Below are 16314 nucleotides of genomic sequence, written 5' to 3' on the forward strand. Positions count from 1 at the left end.
CTAAAAGATAAATGTATGAAAAAATGTTTGATTACAGGGGGTAATCATGTAAAAAAAATCCCCCTCTTAGGGTTGTTATGCCTTTGGATTTTGTATTTGAGTTGTCCGGTTTACGCTCAAAGTGAGGAGGCAAATGTGAATATCGATGTAAAAGATGCCGCAGTTAAAGAGGTTTTGGAGGTGCTGAAGAAACATAATTATCGCTTGGTGTATTCAACGGCGGTGATTGAGGCCTGTAAGAAAAAAGTGACGTTGAAGATGAAGGGGGCAACTCCATCGCAAGTGCTTGATGAAGCATTTAAAGGCACAAATTTGGTTTATAAAATAACCGGGAATTTGATCACGATTAAAGAGGTGAAAAAAGATGAAACTCTTGTGGCAAAGGGCGTGGTGAAAGATGAAAAGGGAGAGCCAATGCCGGGAGTGTCCGTGATTATCAAAGGTACGGTGACCGGTACATCTACCGATACGAAGGGTAATTTCCAGATCCGGGTGCCGGAAAATAGTATTTTGCTTTTCTCATTTTTGGGCATGGAGAGCGAATCTTTGCTTTGCGATTCGGAAGATCCGGTAACGATTGTCATGAAAGAGCGGGTGAACGAGATGGACGAAGTGTTGATTACCGGATACCAGATATTTAAAAAGAGAGAGTTGACATCGTCTATCGTGTCATTGGGTGCGGAAGATATTATTGAACCGGTAGGTTCGTCACTCGACCAGATGTTGCAGGGGAAGGTGCCGGGGATGTCTGTTATGCAAATGACCTCCACGGTGGGTGCGGCCCCGAAAATTCGTATTCGCGGTTCTTCCACGATTATTGGTAACCGGGAGCCGTTGTGGGTGCTGGACGGTATCGTGCTGAGCGATCCCGTGAAACTGGATCCGACGGAATTGAATAGCATGGACCGCGTGAATTTGATCGGTAATGCTATTTCCGGGTTGAATCCCGAGGATATAGAACGTATTGATGTTTTGAAAGACGCTTCGGCAACGGCACTTTACGGATCGAAGGCGGCTAACGGTGTGATTGTGATCACAACGAAACGCGGAAAAGTGGGAGCTCCTTCCATTCGTTTCAGTACTTCGATGAGTTTTATGGAGAGACCTAGTTACAATAAGCAATTTCGGATGAATTCGAAGGAGAGGATCGAAGTGTCGGAAGAGATTCAAAACCGGGGATTGCAATTTGACGGTTTCTCTCCGAGTGATGTCGGATATGAAGGTGCGCTATATCGTTTGTGGGATGGGCAGATCACGATGAACGAGTTTTACCGGGAGGTGAAAAAAATGAAAGAAGAGAACACGGATTGGTACGATTTGTTGTTCCGCAATTCGTTTAGCCAATCCTACACGTTGTCGGCATCCGGAGGAACGGACCGGGCTGACTACTATTTCTCGGTGGGATATTCTAATCAACAGGGTTCTCAGTTACAAGAACAAGGGGAGCGTTTTAGTTTCATGACGAACTTGGGATTCAAGTTTTCAGAACGCTTGCGGGCAACGGTCAACATGGCTGCCAGTATTAATCGGACCGATCGTCCCACGGTGGATTTGAACGAGTACGCTTACACGACATCCCGGGCCATACCGGCTTATAATGAAGATGGTTCTTACTATTTCTACGGGAAGGAGCCTGCCACGAATTTAGGAGGAGCGGTTGTTTTGAATTACAATGTATTTAACGAGTTGGCACATTCCGGTTCTACGCAAACCGTGCGTTCCATAAATACGCACGTGGATGTGAGTTATGCCGCTGCTCCGTGGTTGAATTTGGACCTTACCTTGTCGTACAACACGAGTTCCACGTTGGCAGAAACGTCCTATGGCGAACGTAGTTTTAAAGTGAGCACTTATCGCAACACCCCCTACGGTTTTGACCGTAGTTCGCTGTCAGATTCCCAATTGAAAAATTTGAGAGAGTACACTTGTTTGATTCCTTACGGTGGAATCCTGAACACGAGTAATGATGGAAACGATGCTTACATGATTCGTGCTTCTTTCAATGCGAACAAGATGTTTAACGAGGTACACAGTTTTTCATTGACGGCCGGATTTGAGGCAACCAGTTCCAAATATAAAGGGTATGCCCGAGAGGATTGGGGATATTTGCCCGAACGAGGAAAGAAGTTCGTGACTTTGGAAAATTTGTCGGATTGGCCCGCAGCCATTTTGGCTATGCAAGGATTGAAGACATCGGTATCTGATAACACGTCTAATTTTATCTCGTATTATGCTTCTTTTTCTTACGGTTTCCGTGGGAAATACTTTTTGTCGGCCAACGTGCGCGGTGACGGTTCCAATAAATTAGGTGAGACGGCCCGCTTTTTACCGATATGGTCTTTCTCGGGAAGATGGAATATCACGGATGAAAATTTTATGCTTCCGTTAGAAAACGTGTTGAGTAATTTGGACGTTCGCGGATCTTATGGTATTCAAGCACAAGTGACGGATGCACACAATCCCAATTTGATTATATCATTGGGTTCCTTGCACGCGAATTCCGAGCAATATGCAGCCACCGTCTCTTCCTTGCCGAACTTGGATTTGAAGTGGGAGAAAACAAATAGCTTTAATCTTGGGGTTGATTTTGATTTATTCAAAGGAGTTTTATACGGTTCTTTTGATTATTACCATCGGAAGAGTAAGGATCAATTGATGACGGTTGAGATTGAATCTACAAACGGAGGCAAGGTTGTGATGATTAATGGAGGAAACTTGATTAATAAAGGATGGGAATTGTCCCTCGCTTTTAGTCCGATAAAGACCAAAGACATCGCCTTGGATTTATCTTTTAACACGGGAAAAAATTATAACAGCGTTTCGAATATCGTGAATAGAACGGAAACGTATAGTGATTATTTAAGTGGTTCCATCGTAAAGAACGGGTACGCGTTGAATTCATTCTATTCTTATCAGTTTGATGGATTGGATAGTTCCGGGCGTCCGAAGTTTAAGGGACTGAAAGATTATGACGAAGAGGGGAATGTGATTATATCGAATAAAGAAGAGGCTTTGGCATCCGCGTTGAAGTATAGCGGAAAGCGGGAAGCAGATTTCTCCGGAGGTTTTTCACTGTCTTTCCGTTATAAACGAATGATGTTGTCGTCTAGGTTCTCATTGTCGTTGGGAAATAAGATTCGGTTAAATGATTTGTATGACGGTGATAGTTTCAAACTGCCTTATCCGGCACAAAACATGAGTTCCGAATTCGTTGATCGCTGGCAAAAGCCGGGTGACGAAGAGCATACCAATATTCCGGCGCTGTCGGATGAATTTCTTACGATAGCGGGCATGAACCCGGACAATAAAGGAAACGTGATGAATGCATCGTCTACGGTTGCTTATAGCTATTGGCAGATGTATAATGACAGCGACTTGCGTGTGGTTTCAGGTAACTTTTTGCGTTGTACGGGGCTCTCTTTTTCATACTCGTTGTCAGATCATATTGTACGGAAATTATTCATGAAGAGTGCTTCTTTGAGTTTGGGTGTAACGAATCCTTTTGTGATAAAATCTAAAAAACTAAAAGGACGCGATCCCGAGCAAGTAACGTTGGGTTCGGGTACGATACCTCCTCAGCAATCGTACTCTTTGATGTTGAATTTAACTTTTTAAATCGGTGAAGTCATGAAGATATATAAATATATATTGCCATTGCTTTTGTTCCTTGGCGGATGCAGTGATTTTTTGGATTACAAAGACAAGGATAAGGTGATACCTTCTAATTTGGATGAATACAACGAATTGGTGTTTGGTGAATTAATCGCTAAATCATCGGAGGCTGTTTGTTACAATATCATGATCATGAGTGACGATGTGGGGAGTATGGTGAATGGAAATGAACGAGATTATCGGGATGATTATTTGAGCTGGTATAATTGGGCAAAAGAGCCTCAGATGAAAAAGAACGGGGATGAGTTGATTGATCCGGCATGGGAATTTTTCTATCATAAAATATTAATATGCAATATGATAGAAGAGAAGGTGAATGAATTTGAAGACGATGCCGAAGGCATGAAATTTCGGTTATTAGGAGAAGTGCAGGCCATACGGGCGATGTCGTATTGGTATTTGATAAACATGTATGGAGAACCCTGGCGTAGCGAAGAACAAGCCAAAACGGCGATGGGAGTTCCTGTAAACACGGAGACAAGTATTGTGGACAAGACCTACGTGCGCGAAACGTTGGCCAAGAATTACGAGTTGATCGAGGCGGATTTGAAAAGCGCGTTAAACAATTTGGGAAAAGGACAAGTTATGAAAACGGTTTTCCGTCCCAACAAGGAGGTGATTCGCCTATTTTTGTCAAGGATTTACTTGGAACAAAAGCGTTTTGACGAGGTGATAACGGTTTGCAGTGATTTGTTGGAGGAAACGTCAAAATCGGTGATGACGTTGGAGCGGTTGAGGATAAATTATGACAATTGGACCAGCTATGACCCGATTATTTCAAGAGATGCAACCAATTTACTTTTCTCGTGGTGGAACAGGGGTGCCGTGGCAGGTTTTAACGTGACGGAATATTCGGTAGGAAAATTCTGTGTTTCTCCTGATCTAATGGCTATTGCCACTGAAAATTCAAACGATATTCGAGGAAATAGTTACACGTTTTGGAATTATAACGGAACGGAGTTATACAAATACAAGTCGGATTATTCCAAATGTTTCGGTATGAACTATCGTATAGAGGAGGTTTATTTCAACCGGGCCGAGGCTTATCTTAACACCAATCAACGAGATTTGGCCATGGCGGACTTAACGGAAGTCTACAAGCAACGCATCATGAACGAGGCGAACCCCAAACTGGAGGCTGCCAGCGATGAAGAGGCGGTGAAAATTTTCAGAAAAGAGAAACGTAAAGAGTTTTGTTTCGAAGATATTCGCTGGTTCGATATCCGGCGTTGGGGATTGGCTGTTGAACATGTGTATCAAAATATAAATAACAAGGAAGTTTACGAAACCTATGTTTTAGAGGCTGAAAGTCCCAATTATGTGTTGTCATTACCGATGGATCTTCAACGAAGAAACGATAAAATCGAGCAAGCTCAACGAGTAGAAACTATTGTAAAAAATTAATGCCAGACCATGATGAAAAAGTATATATTATTACTACTGATTGCCGGAGGATTGTTGGCGGGGTGTTTTAATGAAGATGATATTCATGTGGAAGAGCAATCTTATAAAAGAAAATACGATACCACCTCTACCGATCCGGTATGGAAATATGTATCGGAGTACTACTACAAGTATGGGAAACTTTTGATAACGGATCCCGATAGTTCAGATTATCTGTTCAATTTTCAATGGAAAAATACGCTTTGGTTGAAGATGCCGGATCAGAGCCAGGAACATCTGTTGGCAGGGATAAAATTCTTTGAAGAGATGTTTAGCAACTCCTTTACGGATGAGTTCAAGAAAGAGTTTTTCCCGTATAGCATTATCCTGGCGGATTCCGTTGTCTTTACCGGAGGTTTTTCTAGTACAAAATGGGATCCGAAAACGATATACCCCGTTGAAACCCAAATATCTTTCTTGATCAGCGAACACACGTTGAATTTGAGCGAGACAGAGAAACAAGACCTTTCTTTTAGCTGGCTGATGAAATTCTTGGTGGATTATTGTACTGATATTCGAGGAAAAGGATTGAATATTGATGATGCCTTTTATTCAACCAGCAAGGAATATTACGGACGTTACAAGGATCCGGATGCCGTATTGCCTAAAGAGGAGTGGTATAAACGAGGTTTCTTGGCGATAAGCGATTCCGGTTATTATAGTGGCTGGTGGGGGGATCCTTACTGGTACACGGATTTCCCGTCTTACCCGGATACCGATTTATCTCTGTTTTTGAAAACGATGTGTACCATGGATCATGATGAATTGTTGCAGCTTGTGGATGAATATCCTAAAGTTGCCATTCGTTACAACTGCGTGAAAAACGCATTGGAGGAGATCGGAATAGATTATAGAAATATGGGATATAAAGCTAAAATTTGAATAATCATTAATTGTATGTTGTATGAATAGAGTATTGTATATTGTTATTTTACTGTGTTTTAGTGCTACTTGTACGTATGCTGCTGATGGTGCATGGGGGAAGAAGAAAAAGAAAAAAGCGGCAACCGAGAAAACGGTATCAAACGATTCCCTTTCCAAGTCGGCTTCCGAAAGTGAATACGACAAATTCATGAAAGAGGCTACGGTGAAAGAAGGAATGTTTAACGTGATCAAGAAAAAGGATAAAATTTATTTGGAGATTCCGAAAAAATTGATGAGCCGCGATTTCTTGATCAGTTCTCGTGTTTCTTCCACTAGTCGTACGTGGCAAATCGATCCGGGAACCATTAATAGGACACCGTTGTTGATTACTTTCTCATGTGATGAGAATAAAGTGTACATGCATTTCCCTCATTTGCACTACGTGTGCAAGCCCTCTTCGGAGATGTACGAAGCCCATAAAAGACATAGTAATCCTCCTATTTGGAAGTCGTTTAAGATCGAGGTGATGTCGAAAGATTCATCCAGTTGCGTGATTGATGCTACCTCGTTATTTTTATCATCGATAGCCGAATTTTCTCCTTTTCCCGATCTTCCGGCAGAAGTGAGAATGCTTGTTCCTTTTGGCGGGACCTTTCAGAGTGATCGTTCTCGGATCGAGGACTTCAAGGCATTCGAGGATAATATCATCGTGAAAAGCATGATGACCTATACAACAGACAAAGAGGGGCCCTTGACCACGATAGAAGCGCGCAATATTGTGATTTTGCCAGAAACTCCCATGGTGCCCAGGTATGCAGATGAAAGGGTCGGTTTCTTTGAAGAGATCCGCTTCTTGTTTGACGAGCATCACGATCGGCTGCAGACGTATGGAATAATTAATCGTTGGAACCTGCAACCGAAGGATATGGATAAGTATTTGGCCGGGGAATTGGTGGAGCCGGTAAAACCGATTGTATGGTATGTCGATCCGGCTATCCCGGAAAAATGGAGGAAGTATGTGAAGTTGGGAATCGCCGATTGGAATATTGCTTTTGAAGCGATTGGTTTTAAAAATGCGATTGTTGTGAAAGATTATCCCACGGACGATCCGAATTTTGATCCGGACGACATTCATTACAATTGTTACCGCTTTGTGGCTTCTGCCCGGGAAAATTCAATGGGTCCGTCGTGGATTGATCCCCGTTCGGGAGAGATATTGTGCGGTGATGTAATTTCATGGTATGGCGTGGTTACTTTGCTGAACAAATGGAGAATGATTCAAACCGGTGCGGTCGATCCTTCCGTTCGTTGTCCCGTGATGACAGATGAAAATATGGGAGAGGCCATGCGCTACGTGGCAGCTCATGAGATCGGTCATACTTTGGGATTAATGCATAATTTTGGGGCATCAGCCGCGTTTCCGGTAGAAAAGTTGAGAGATCCCGAATTTACTCAAAAATACGGGACAACACCGTCAATCATGGATTATGCCAGATTTAACTACGTGGCTCAACCCGGAGATATGGAGAAAGGGGTTAAATTGACGCCCCCGCTTATTGGTGTGTATGACAAATTTGCCATTAAGTATGGCTATCAAGTTCTTCCTAACGTGAAAGATCCTGAAGACGAGAAAGCCACCTTGAGAAGTTGGGTGAAAGAACAGATCGGGAACAAAATGTGTTTCTACGGGAAGCAGGTTTTTCAATTTAACTTCGACCCTCGTTCCATGGCAGAAGATTTGGGTGATGACGTGGTTAAAGCAAATACTTACGGTCTGAAAAATTTAAAATACGTGACGGCCAATTTCACGGATTGGATGGCTGTAAACGATGAAGGTTACGCGGCTGTTGAAAGCACGTACAAGGAAATCATCAACCAATTCTTTCGTTTTATGAATCATGCCATGGTAAGTGTTGGGGGTATGTACATCAATCCAAAATATTATGGTGACCCGGAACCTCTTTACGAGTATGTTCCCAAGGCAAAACAAATTGCCGCGTTGAAGTTCGTGCTGAAAAGTTTGAATGAATTTCAGGATTGGATTATAAATGATAAAATCACTGCTATAATCGGGCCGACGGCAAAACATTATGTGGCACAAACTCAATTCTTTAATGAATTATTGACTCGTGAAGTATTGGGGCGTCTGCAAATCAACGAAGTGGATGGGAAAAATGTATTTACATTGGATGAGTACCTGGGAATTATTTTTGATGAGATGTTTTCTAAAAAAACGGGTTCATTGCAATTGGCAAATATGGCTTTCCAAAACTCGTTTGTGGAAAGTCTCTCCAAATTTATAGAGAAAGGAGAATTTTCACATGGGGGAAGTCGCTCGTTAAGAGAAGCTCATAACGAAACGACTTGCAGTTGTCACGCCTATTGTGAATCTCATCGTAGCTTTGATGCTGTTAATCCGTTGAGTGAAATTGTGTTGTCCCCGCAAATTGATAAGAGTAATAAACGTCCCGTTGTGATGAAATATTTACGAAAAACTTATCAAATGGCTAAAAATCGAATGAATGTGGGAAATGATAAGACGAGAGAACACTATCGATTACTTGTATTAAAATTGAACTATTTATTTGATTAGTTGGTTGCCTGATATTGAAAGGTTATTCAACAATAGATGTAATGTAAAATGCCTTCGGTCACGTCCATTCTGAACGTGACCGAAGTTTTTTGTATAACGGTTTAGGTATATTTTTAAAATTTGAATATAAGAACTATATTTGGAACAGTTTTTTAGAAGGAGAATGACCGTAAACTGAATAATCGAAGTCTAACTTTTTGGGGGAATGAAAACGGGAATGGCATGTGAACGGATGTTATGATGAAAGAACAAGAAAAAATGATTGCCCGCCTGTATTGTAAGTTGAGACGGGAATTACATACTTATGCTGCTCGTTATTGTCCTGACGAGGCAGAAGACATCGTGCATCAGGCTTTCTTGAATGGGTACAATAAGATCGTGGAAGAACGAAATGAAGCGGAACAACGTTCTTACCTTTATTCCACGGTGAAGAATTTGTGTTTGAATTTTATTCGTAACTCCCGTCCCGTGTACATGGATGCTCTTCCGGATCTGATGACAGAATTTATTGTCGTGGACACCCATGATTACATGTACGAATTGATTCATCGTTTGCCCTCTCGTGAACGTAGGATCCTAGAGTTATCTATACAAGGCTACGACACGAAAGAGATTGCCAAGCAAACGGGAATGGAGTACAACACCGTGCGACACTATAAAAAAGAGGCGTACACGAAAATCCGGGAAGCATTGAAGAATGAAATATGATATTTATTCATATTGGCCTCTATTCCTTATTTTTTATTGGAAACAAAAGCACAATCAATAAACACCTTATCCATCATCGGTTGCAGGCGTTCCCACACGTATTCCACGGTAAGTAGATCGAACATCTCTTTTTCCGTTCTCCCCTCGATAACCTGGTCGGGGAACATGTCAAAAGGGGTAACACCCTGATAACACAAATCGTTAGAAGACAACCACTTAGGTAGTTCAACCCAAGGCGGATAAATAGCCAAACTCGGTAAGTGACATGCTTGGGCAATATGCCGGGGGCCTCCTTCATTTCCAAAAAAGAAATCGGCTGTTTCCAGCATAGATACCAATTTCCGTAACGAATCAGCTTCCACATCAATAAAAATATGCTCGTTCCTTCCCATTTCCTCGTACAGAGTCAAAGCCGCGGCTTTTTCTTCCCGGGAATAATTAAAAATCAACTGGGCATCATAACGCTGAATGATGCGAGAAAATATCTCCTTCATTTTCGCCATATCCCAAGCCTTCCCTACAACACGGGTAAAGGGTGTACACACCACGATGAAACGGGAAAGATCGATTCCCTTTTGCTCCATGTACTTCCTGAATTCTGTCGTTTCCTGTTCTGTCACATACAATCGGAAATCAGAGGTCATTAGCAATTTTCCTTCCCGCTCCAAAGGCTGCAGCAATAATAGATTTCTCTCGACCTCGTTCAAATCATTATGCTCTTGATTGCGCACCCGGTAATTATGAAAAAAATGGTTATAAAACTTCGAAGTTCCGATGCGATATTTCGTTTTTAAAGAAAGCGCACTAAACCATAATGTTTTTATCGTGGCACGGGTATCAATGATCACGTCATATTGCTCCGTTTTCATCAACTGACGGACTTTCCGCAGGTACTTGAAAAAATGATTATTTTCCTCATCAGAAAAGGCAATAATTTTATCTATATCCGGATGATTTTCAAATAAAGGAGCGATGTGGCCATTTAACACGTAATGAATTTCCGCTTCGGGAAAACTCTTTCGAAGAGAGCTACAAATCACGACGGATAGCACGGCATCTCCTATTCTCCTGAAGCGAATCACCAATACTTTTTTTACACTCATAATTCTTGCCCCTTTCTATATAGCACAGGGTTCAACTCCGGATCGTTATACATCTTCATCTGCTTGTAGACCTTCATATATTTATGTCCTGTTTCAATATCATCCAAAAGTTGATCGATCGCACGTATTAAATCCCGTTTCTGTTCTAGCAACACGCTTAATTTATCCTCACACGCTTTTACATGCACTTGTGTAACCTCACCGCGTTGTGTTTCCTGTGACATGTGATAAATTTTCAGGCACAAGATAGACAAGCGGTCTATCGCCCATGCCGGACTTTCCGTGTTCACGGTGGCAGAAGATAACGTTTTCACGTCCTTATACTTATTCCAGAAATATCCGTCCAGCAACTCGACTAAATCTGTCCGACGCTGATTCAATTGATCAATACGTCGTTTGATCTCCAAGGCTTTCACGGGTTCTATATCCAGCTCGCGAATCATATCTTCCAAATGCCACTGGATAGCATCTATCCAGTTTTTAAGAAACAAATAATACTCTATTGATTTATACTCGTATGGATTAACCATCTCTGCATCAACACAATCTTTCTGGTGATAGCACGACGTACTCTCCTCAAAAATTTGATAGCACAACTCTGCAAATAACATAATACCCGATTTTCAATCCAATTATTATCACAATAATAGCAAAAAGTATTCCAATTATAACGTGTCAAGGCACAAATCCATCCAAGAGCTTATCAATCCACAAGTCAATTGTAAATAAATAGAAGAAAGTTATTATCTTTGCAAAGATAATAATACCAATAACCATTATTATCTTCAAAAGATAGAAAAGCACGTTGCTAAAATTAAATAAATGATCAATTTATGATGGGAAAGAAAATTGCATACCTTGACCGCAATGAATACAACTACGGTCCCGCCCCAGAGATTGAAAAAGTTTTAAGAAACTTTGATCCGGACAAATTATGTTTTTACACCAGAATCTACGATGAAGGCAAAAAAAGTATTCTATCCGATTACATTGCCGAATTATACGATATTCCAGAGAAACAAGTCATTTTAGGATATGGAGGGGAAGACATATTAAAACAGGTTGTTCACTATTTCCTATCCGGCGGGCAGAAACAAAAAACGCTATTAATCCCTAAATTTTCATGGTGGTACTACAAATCCATCGCGGACGAGGTGAACGGAAGAACCATCTTCTACCCACTATTCGAGGACGGGAACACGTTCAAATACGATATTCCGAGCATCCGGGAAACGGTGGAACGGGAAAAACCGGAAATCGTGTTAATCGCCTCCCCGAACAATCCGACCGGAAACTCCTTGACGAAAGAAGAGTTACACGAAATTCTCTCTTTTATACCCCGGGAAACAGCGATTGTCATTGACGAGGCTTACGCATCTTTTAGCAACAAAGACACGTCATATATAAAACCGCTTATCGAAGAATTTCCGAATTTATTGATCATCCGAACCCTCTCCAAGTTTTACGGGCTTCCCGGATTACGTCTCGGTTTTGCTTTTATCGGGAAAGGATTGTCCTCATTCTTGAATTACAGCACGAAATATTTAGGCTACAACCGGCTTTCCGAAGAAATCGGCATCGCCGTGTTGAAAGCGAAGGATTATTACCAGCACGTGGCTGATTTGATGGCCGAGGATCGGGAAACCTATATGCGGGAAATCGGAGCTTTAGAAGGATTCAAAGTGTATCACTCGGATGCAAATTTTATTCTAGTCAAATACCCGATTTCATTAAAACCTCAACTACAAGAAGCATTTAAAGCGAAAGATTTAATTATCAAATTCATGAATGAGGAAGACATTAACACGCATATGCGGATCACATTGGGTACTCAAAAACAAAACCGTTTGGTTATAGATACCATCAAAGAAGTCGTGTCAACCCAATCCTAATCCGGCAACGTGTATGAAAGCGATAATCCTTGCCGCAGGCATTGCCTCCCGGTTACGACCGCTCACAAACGATCGACCGAAATGCTTGCTAAAAATAGGCGATCGTTCTTTGCTAGAAAGAACGATCGATGCCTTATTGGAAAATAATATTCGTGAAATTATTATTGTCACCGGGTATCTGCATGACATGTTGGAAACCTTCGTGCAAACCCGTTATCCCTCTTTAAACGTAAAGTTCATCCATAATGAACTTTACTCCTCCACCAATAACATATACTCCTTGTGGCTAGCATTACCCGAAGTGTTGCAGGAAAAAGAGATCATCCTACTCGATAGCGACATTCTGTTTGATCCGTTGATTATAAAAATATTACTGGACGCCTCTCATGACAACTGCCTGGCATTGGACAGCCATAAACTCGGGGAAGAAGAGATCAAGGTCATCGTGAACGAGAGAAATCAGATCACGGAAATCAGTAAAACCTGTTCCATTGAAAAGGCTATCGGCGAATCCATCGGCATTGAAAAAATGTCCCATGCCTATCTCCTTGCCCTACACGAAGAATTGGAACAGATGATCAAGCACGAAAAATTGGACAATGTTTTTTATGAATTAGCCTTCGAACGTTTAATTGCACGGGGGCAATACTTTTATCCGGTAGACACGAGTGCCTATTTCTCCATGGAGCTTGACACCCCCGAAGATTTTCACGATGCCATGAATCGAATACCCAAACATCTACAAGCATGAAAATTGTACTATTCTGCGAGCAAAAATATGCGATAAATATATTGCAGCCCCTCGAAATCGAAGCCCATAAAGAAGGGGGACATTCCGTGATTTGGTATGTTCACGCTAAAAATATCCCGGACTTCCCCTTAAAAAATGAGGTGAAATGGACCAATAGCATACAAGATATTTACAACTTTTCCCCGGATGCCATATTCGTTCCCTGCAATATTGTTCCCTACTATCTGCCGGGAGTGAAAATACAAATTTTCCACGGTTACGCTGCCGAGAAAAAGGATCATTGGGTCATCCGCCGCTATTTTGACACCTATTTCACCCAAGGGCCTTTCTTCACGAAAGGCTTTAAGGCTCTCGCTCAAAAATACAAGGATTTTGAAGTCGTTGAAACAGGATGGCCTCGTCAGGACTGGATTTACGAAAATCTACACACCTTTGATTCCGAAAAAAACGACTTGCTCCGAAAACACAAAAAAAATAAATTAGTTTTATATGCTCCCACCTTTTCTCCGTCACTAACTTCCCTGCCGTTCATAAAAGAGGGATTGGAAAAATTAGCGCGGGAAAAAGATGTTCTGCTCATCTTGAAATTCCACCCGTTAACCCGAAGTGAGTGGATGGAAGAATACAGGCAACTAGCCGAGGAGTATGAAAACATGCTATGGGTAGAAGATCACAACATCACGAAGTACCAGCTCATGGCCGATGTCATGATTAGCGATACCTCATCGACCGTGTATGAATTTTTGTTACTCGACAAACCGGTCATCACGTACCGAACCATTGCAAAAGATATCTACTGGCAGGATATTCAGAACGCGGAAGATCTTCCCGATGCTTTCGATCTCGTACTTCAAGATGCCGTACTCGCCGCCAAGCGCAAATGGATCATCGACAACTACGATCCTTACCTGGACGGGAAAGTCTGCCATCGTATGCTCGATGCTGTCAGAGATTATATATCCCGCCACGGTGTACCCCAGAAACGGAAATTAAATCTTTGGCGCAAATACACCAGCATCAAGAAATTCGGTAAAGTCAAAAGAAGATAAAACTAATTCTTCTTTTTGGCTTTTCGTTTGCGCACCTGTTCGTCATGGGCATGGGTCCACTCTTTCAGTAAACGAGTCATCTCCATCGCGTCCGAATGCGTCAACCGGGCATATTCGTCCGCGATAACATCAATCATATCATCTGTCGCGTGCAAGCGGTAAAAATTCTTCAAACCCACCAGCGGAGAAATCGTCATTAACTTGATTCGATTCAAGTCAACCAACATGAAATGAAACTGATTTCCTTCCCTTCGAATCAACGTATTCCCCGGAGAATGATCTATAAAATAGATGGATTGCGTGTGAAAATGATACGTGAACCGGGTAAACTCCCGTAAAATCGTCTCCAAATCAGCCGGATGCTTCTCTCGCAAATCCCGAAAAGTATAATCATACTCTTCCTGTTGGGAAATATAAAAACTACGGGTTACCCCGAAAACATTTCGATAAACGATATAAGCAATCGGTTCCGGGGTTCCAACTCCCCTTTCCAACAATATATTCGCATACTCGAACGAGCGTTGAGCCTTCCCCTTCCGCACGTAGGCATAAGCGAATTGATTAATGATATTGGGTTTTTTAAAGGATTTCACGTTAAAACGTTCTCCTTCCACGTCCAGGATCTTAATTACATTCCGCCCGTCATCAATGACCTCTCCTTCCTGATCAAAACGACGAGGAATATCCAGAATGGCCTTTTCCAAAGACTTATATTTCGGATTAATTTGGTAGTCAATCATTTTATCCGCTCGTAATTTATAAACGTGTAATCACATTCATTTTTCTCATCCGCCTTACCCGCTTCTCTCGCCACCTCTTTCCAAACTTTGGGGTCTACAGGCGGGATCACGGTGTCGCCCTCACATTCTTGGTGAACAACGGTAAGATACAAGCGGTCAGCTCTATCCCACAACTTCTTGTATATCGTCCCGCCCCCGGTTACGAATACCTCGTCTTCATTTTTTGTCAATTCCAAAGCCTCCTCCACACTATGTACAACCTCACATCCCGCGGCCTCGAATTCCGGATTCCGGGATATAACGATATTTCTCCGGTTAGGCAAAGCCCGACCGATCGACTCGAACGTCTTCCGTCCCATTAGAATCGTATGCCCCGTGGTCAAAGCCTTAAAGTGTTTCAAATCAGCCGAGAGCCTCCATATCAACCCGTTATCCCTTCCGATAACATTATTCTCTGCCGCTGCTACTATTATTGATAAAACCATGAATTAATTTTTGATTTACGATTTTAGATTTACGATTACCCCCCTCCGGCCTTTGTTCGTCTCCCCTATTCATAGGGAAGAATCAAATTAGTCCCCACCTTCAAAAATCTTCCCATTCTAAATTTTAAATTCTACATTCTACATTCTAAATTACACCGATATCGCCCCCTTTATATGCGGATGCGGGTTATAATCGCACAACGTGAAATCCTCGTATTTAAAATCAAATATGCTTTTCACGTCCGGGTTGATTTCCATCCGGGGTAAAGCACGGGGCTCACGCGTCAACTGCAATTTCACCTGCTCGATATGATTCAAGTAGATATGCGTATCGCCCAACGTATGCACGAACTCGCCCGGTTTCAAACCGCACACCTGAGCCATCATCATGGTCAACAAAGCATACGAGGCAATATTAAACGGCACGCCTAAAAAGGTATCGGCACTACGTTGATAAAGTTGGCAGGACAATTTTCCGTTAGCCACGTAGAACTGAAATAACGCGTGACAAGGGGGTAAGGCCATATTTTCAATATCCCCCGCATTCCATGCACTCACGAGCAACCGACGGGAATTCGGATTATGCTTGATGTCATGCACCACTTGAGCAATCTGATCCAAAGCAGTCCCGTCCGGTTTAGGCCACGAACGCCATTGATACCCGTAAATATGTCCCAGATCACCGTTCTCGTCGGCCCATTCGTCCCAGATGCTCACCCCGTGATCATGCAAATACTTCACGTTCGTGTCACCGTTCAGGAACCACAACAACTCGTATATAATGGATTTTAAATGCAACTTTTTCGTGGTCAGTAAAGGAAAACCTTCTTCCAAATTAAACCTCATCTGGTGACCGAACACGCTGATCGTTCCCGTCCCCGTCCGGTCCTCTTTTACCGTCCCCTCCGTCAAAATCCTATCCAGTAAATCTAAATATTGCCTCATAATAATTGAAAATTGAAAATTGAAAATTGAAAATGTGCCATTCAACTTTCAAAAGATGATAGAACAAAG

General features: G+C 42.1%; 13 protein-coding genes. 8 read left to right on the forward strand and 5 right to left on the reverse strand.

What is annotated here, in order from left to right:
• Nucleotides 1-15: 15 nt before the first annotated feature.
• The 5 genes from D8S85_RS08645 to D8S85_RS08665 all read left to right on the forward strand — a co-directional run bounded on the left by D8S85_RS08645 (nucleotide 16) and on the right by D8S85_RS08665 (nucleotide 9280).
• Nucleotides 16-3615 carry a SusC/RagA family TonB-linked outer membrane protein gene (locus D8S85_RS08645; protein ID WP_106480354.1) on the forward strand — a complete coding sequence of 1200 codons (3600 nt, stop codon included), beginning with the start codon at nucleotides 16-18 and terminating at the stop codon, nucleotides 3613-3615.
• Between the two features lie 12 nt (nucleotides 3616-3627).
• Nucleotides 3628-5076, forward strand: coding sequence for a RagB/SusD family nutrient uptake outer membrane protein (locus tag D8S85_RS08650; protein WP_106480355.1), 1449 nt, complete (start codon nucleotides 3628-3630; stop codon nucleotides 5074-5076).
• 9 nt (nucleotides 5077-5085) lie between these two features.
• The gene (locus D8S85_RS08655) at nucleotides 5086-5997 is read left to right on the forward strand and encodes a hypothetical protein (RefSeq protein ID WP_106480356.1); all 912 of its coding nucleotides are present in this window, start codon (nucleotides 5086-5088) and stop codon (nucleotides 5995-5997) included.
• Between the two features lie 22 nt (nucleotides 5998-6019).
• A complete protein-coding gene (locus D8S85_RS08660) occupies nucleotides 6020-8572 on the forward strand; it encodes a zinc-dependent metalloprotease (protein ID WP_106480357.1) in 2553 nt (850 codons plus the stop codon).
• 237 nt (nucleotides 8573-8809) lie between these two features.
• Nucleotides 8810-9280: an RNA polymerase sigma factor gene (locus D8S85_RS08665; protein WP_106480358.1), complete on the forward strand. Its 471-nt coding sequence runs from the start codon at nucleotides 8810-8812 to the stop codon at nucleotides 9278-9280.
• Nucleotides 9281-9306: 26 nt separating this feature from the next.
• Here the strand turns inward: D8S85_RS08665 and D8S85_RS08670 are convergent, their stop codons facing one another.
• Entirely contained in the window at nucleotides 9307-10383 is a 1077-nt protein-coding gene (locus D8S85_RS08670; protein ID WP_127074973.1) for a glycosyltransferase family 9 protein, read from the reverse strand.
• Nucleotides 10380-10994, reverse strand: a complete 615-nt coding sequence (locus tag D8S85_RS08675; RefSeq protein WP_127074974.1) for a DUF4254 domain-containing protein — start codon at nucleotides 10992-10994, stop codon at nucleotides 10380-10382. Before D8S85_RS08675 ends, D8S85_RS08670 begins: the two co-directional genes overlap by 4 nt.
• Nucleotides 10995-11219: 225 nt before the next feature.
• On the opposite strand from D8S85_RS08675, the gene D8S85_RS08680 reads away from it, so the two are divergent.
• The 3 genes from D8S85_RS08680 to D8S85_RS08690 are packed head-to-tail and all read left to right on the forward strand — an operon-like array spanning nucleotide 11220 to nucleotide 14075.
• Nucleotides 11220-12275 (forward strand): pyridoxal phosphate-dependent aminotransferase, encoded by a 1056-nt coding sequence (locus tag D8S85_RS08680; protein ID WP_106625043.1) that lies wholly within the window; start codon nucleotides 11220-11222, stop codon nucleotides 12273-12275.
• Between the two features lie 13 nt (nucleotides 12276-12288).
• Nucleotides 12289-13026: a phosphocholine cytidylyltransferase family protein gene (locus tag D8S85_RS08685; protein ID WP_106480361.1), complete on the forward strand. Its 738-nt coding sequence runs from the start codon at nucleotides 12289-12291 to the stop codon at nucleotides 13024-13026.
• Nucleotides 13023-14075, forward strand: coding sequence for a CDP-glycerol glycerophosphotransferase family protein (locus D8S85_RS08690; RefSeq protein ID WP_106480362.1), 1053 nt, complete (start codon nucleotides 13023-13025; stop codon nucleotides 14073-14075). Before D8S85_RS08685 ends, D8S85_RS08690 begins: the two co-directional genes overlap by 4 nt.
• A 2-nt stretch (nucleotides 14076-14077) precedes the next feature.
• Here the strand turns inward: D8S85_RS08690 and D8S85_RS08695 are convergent, their stop codons facing one another.
• The 3 genes from D8S85_RS08695 to D8S85_RS08705 all read right to left on the reverse strand — a co-directional run bounded on the left by D8S85_RS08695 (nucleotide 14078) and on the right by D8S85_RS08705 (nucleotide 16245).
• A complete protein-coding gene (locus D8S85_RS08695) occupies nucleotides 14078-14815 on the reverse strand; it encodes a Kdo domain containing protein (RefSeq protein WP_106480363.1) in 738 nt (245 codons plus the stop codon).
• On the reverse strand, nucleotides 14812-15300 hold the full coding sequence (locus D8S85_RS08700; RefSeq protein ID WP_106480364.1) for a dihydrofolate reductase: 489 nt from the start codon (nucleotides 15298-15300) through the stop codon (nucleotides 14812-14814). Before D8S85_RS08700 ends, D8S85_RS08695 begins: the two co-directional genes overlap by 4 nt.
• A 150-nt stretch (nucleotides 15301-15450) precedes the next feature.
• Complete coding sequence (locus D8S85_RS08705) at nucleotides 15451-16245, reverse strand: thymidylate synthase (protein ID WP_106480365.1); 795 nt, start codon at nucleotides 16243-16245, stop codon at nucleotides 15451-15453.
• Nucleotides 16246-16314: the final 69 nt, after the last annotated feature.

Source organism: Butyricimonas faecalis, assembly GCF_003991565.1.
GTDB lineage: Bacteria > Bacteroidota > Bacteroidia > Bacteroidales > Marinifilaceae > Butyricimonas > Butyricimonas faecalis.

Bases quoted from the DNA above. Each gene is read 5' to 3' on its own strand.
- D8S85_RS08705 (WP_106480365.1), bottom strand. From the start codon at position 16,245: ATGAGGCAATATTTAGATTTACTGGATAGGATTTTGACGGAGGGGACG.
- D8S85_RS08700 (WP_106480364.1), bottom strand. From the start codon at position 15,300: ATGGTTTTATCAATAATAGTAGCAGCGGCAGAGAATAATGTTATCGGA.
- D8S85_RS08650 (WP_106480355.1), top strand. From the start codon at position 3,628: ATGAAGATATATAAATATATATTGCCATTGCTTTTGTTCCTTGGCGGA.
- D8S85_RS08675 (WP_127074974.1), bottom strand. From the start codon at position 10,994: ATGTTATTTGCAGAGTTGTGCTATCAAATTTTTGAGGAGAGTACGTCG.
- D8S85_RS08670 (WP_127074973.1), bottom strand. From the start codon at position 10,383: ATGAGTGTAAAAAAAGTATTGGTGATTCGCTTCAGGAGAATAGGAGAT.
- D8S85_RS08690 (WP_106480362.1), top strand. From the start codon at position 13,023: ATGAAAATTGTACTATTCTGCGAGCAAAAATATGCGATAAATATATTG.
- D8S85_RS08645 (WP_106480354.1), top strand. From the start codon at position 16: ATGAAAAAATGTTTGATTACAGGGGGTAATCATGTAAAAAAAATCCCC.
- D8S85_RS08685 (WP_106480361.1), top strand. From the start codon at position 12,289: ATGAAAGCGATAATCCTTGCCGCAGGCATTGCCTCCCGGTTACGACCG.
- D8S85_RS08665 (WP_106480358.1), top strand. From the start codon at position 8,810: ATGATGAAAGAACAAGAAAAAATGATTGCCCGCCTGTATTGTAAGTTG.
- D8S85_RS08655 (WP_106480356.1), top strand. From the start codon at position 5,086: ATGATGAAAAAGTATATATTATTACTACTGATTGCCGGAGGATTGTTG.
- D8S85_RS08680 (WP_106625043.1), top strand. From the start codon at position 11,220: ATGGGAAAGAAAATTGCATACCTTGACCGCAATGAATACAACTACGGT.
- D8S85_RS08695 (WP_106480363.1), bottom strand. From the start codon at position 14,815: ATGATTGACTACCAAATTAATCCGAAATATAAGTCTTTGGAAAAGGCC.
- D8S85_RS08660 (WP_106480357.1), top strand. From the start codon at position 6,020: ATGAATAGAGTATTGTATATTGTTATTTTACTGTGTTTTAGTGCTACT.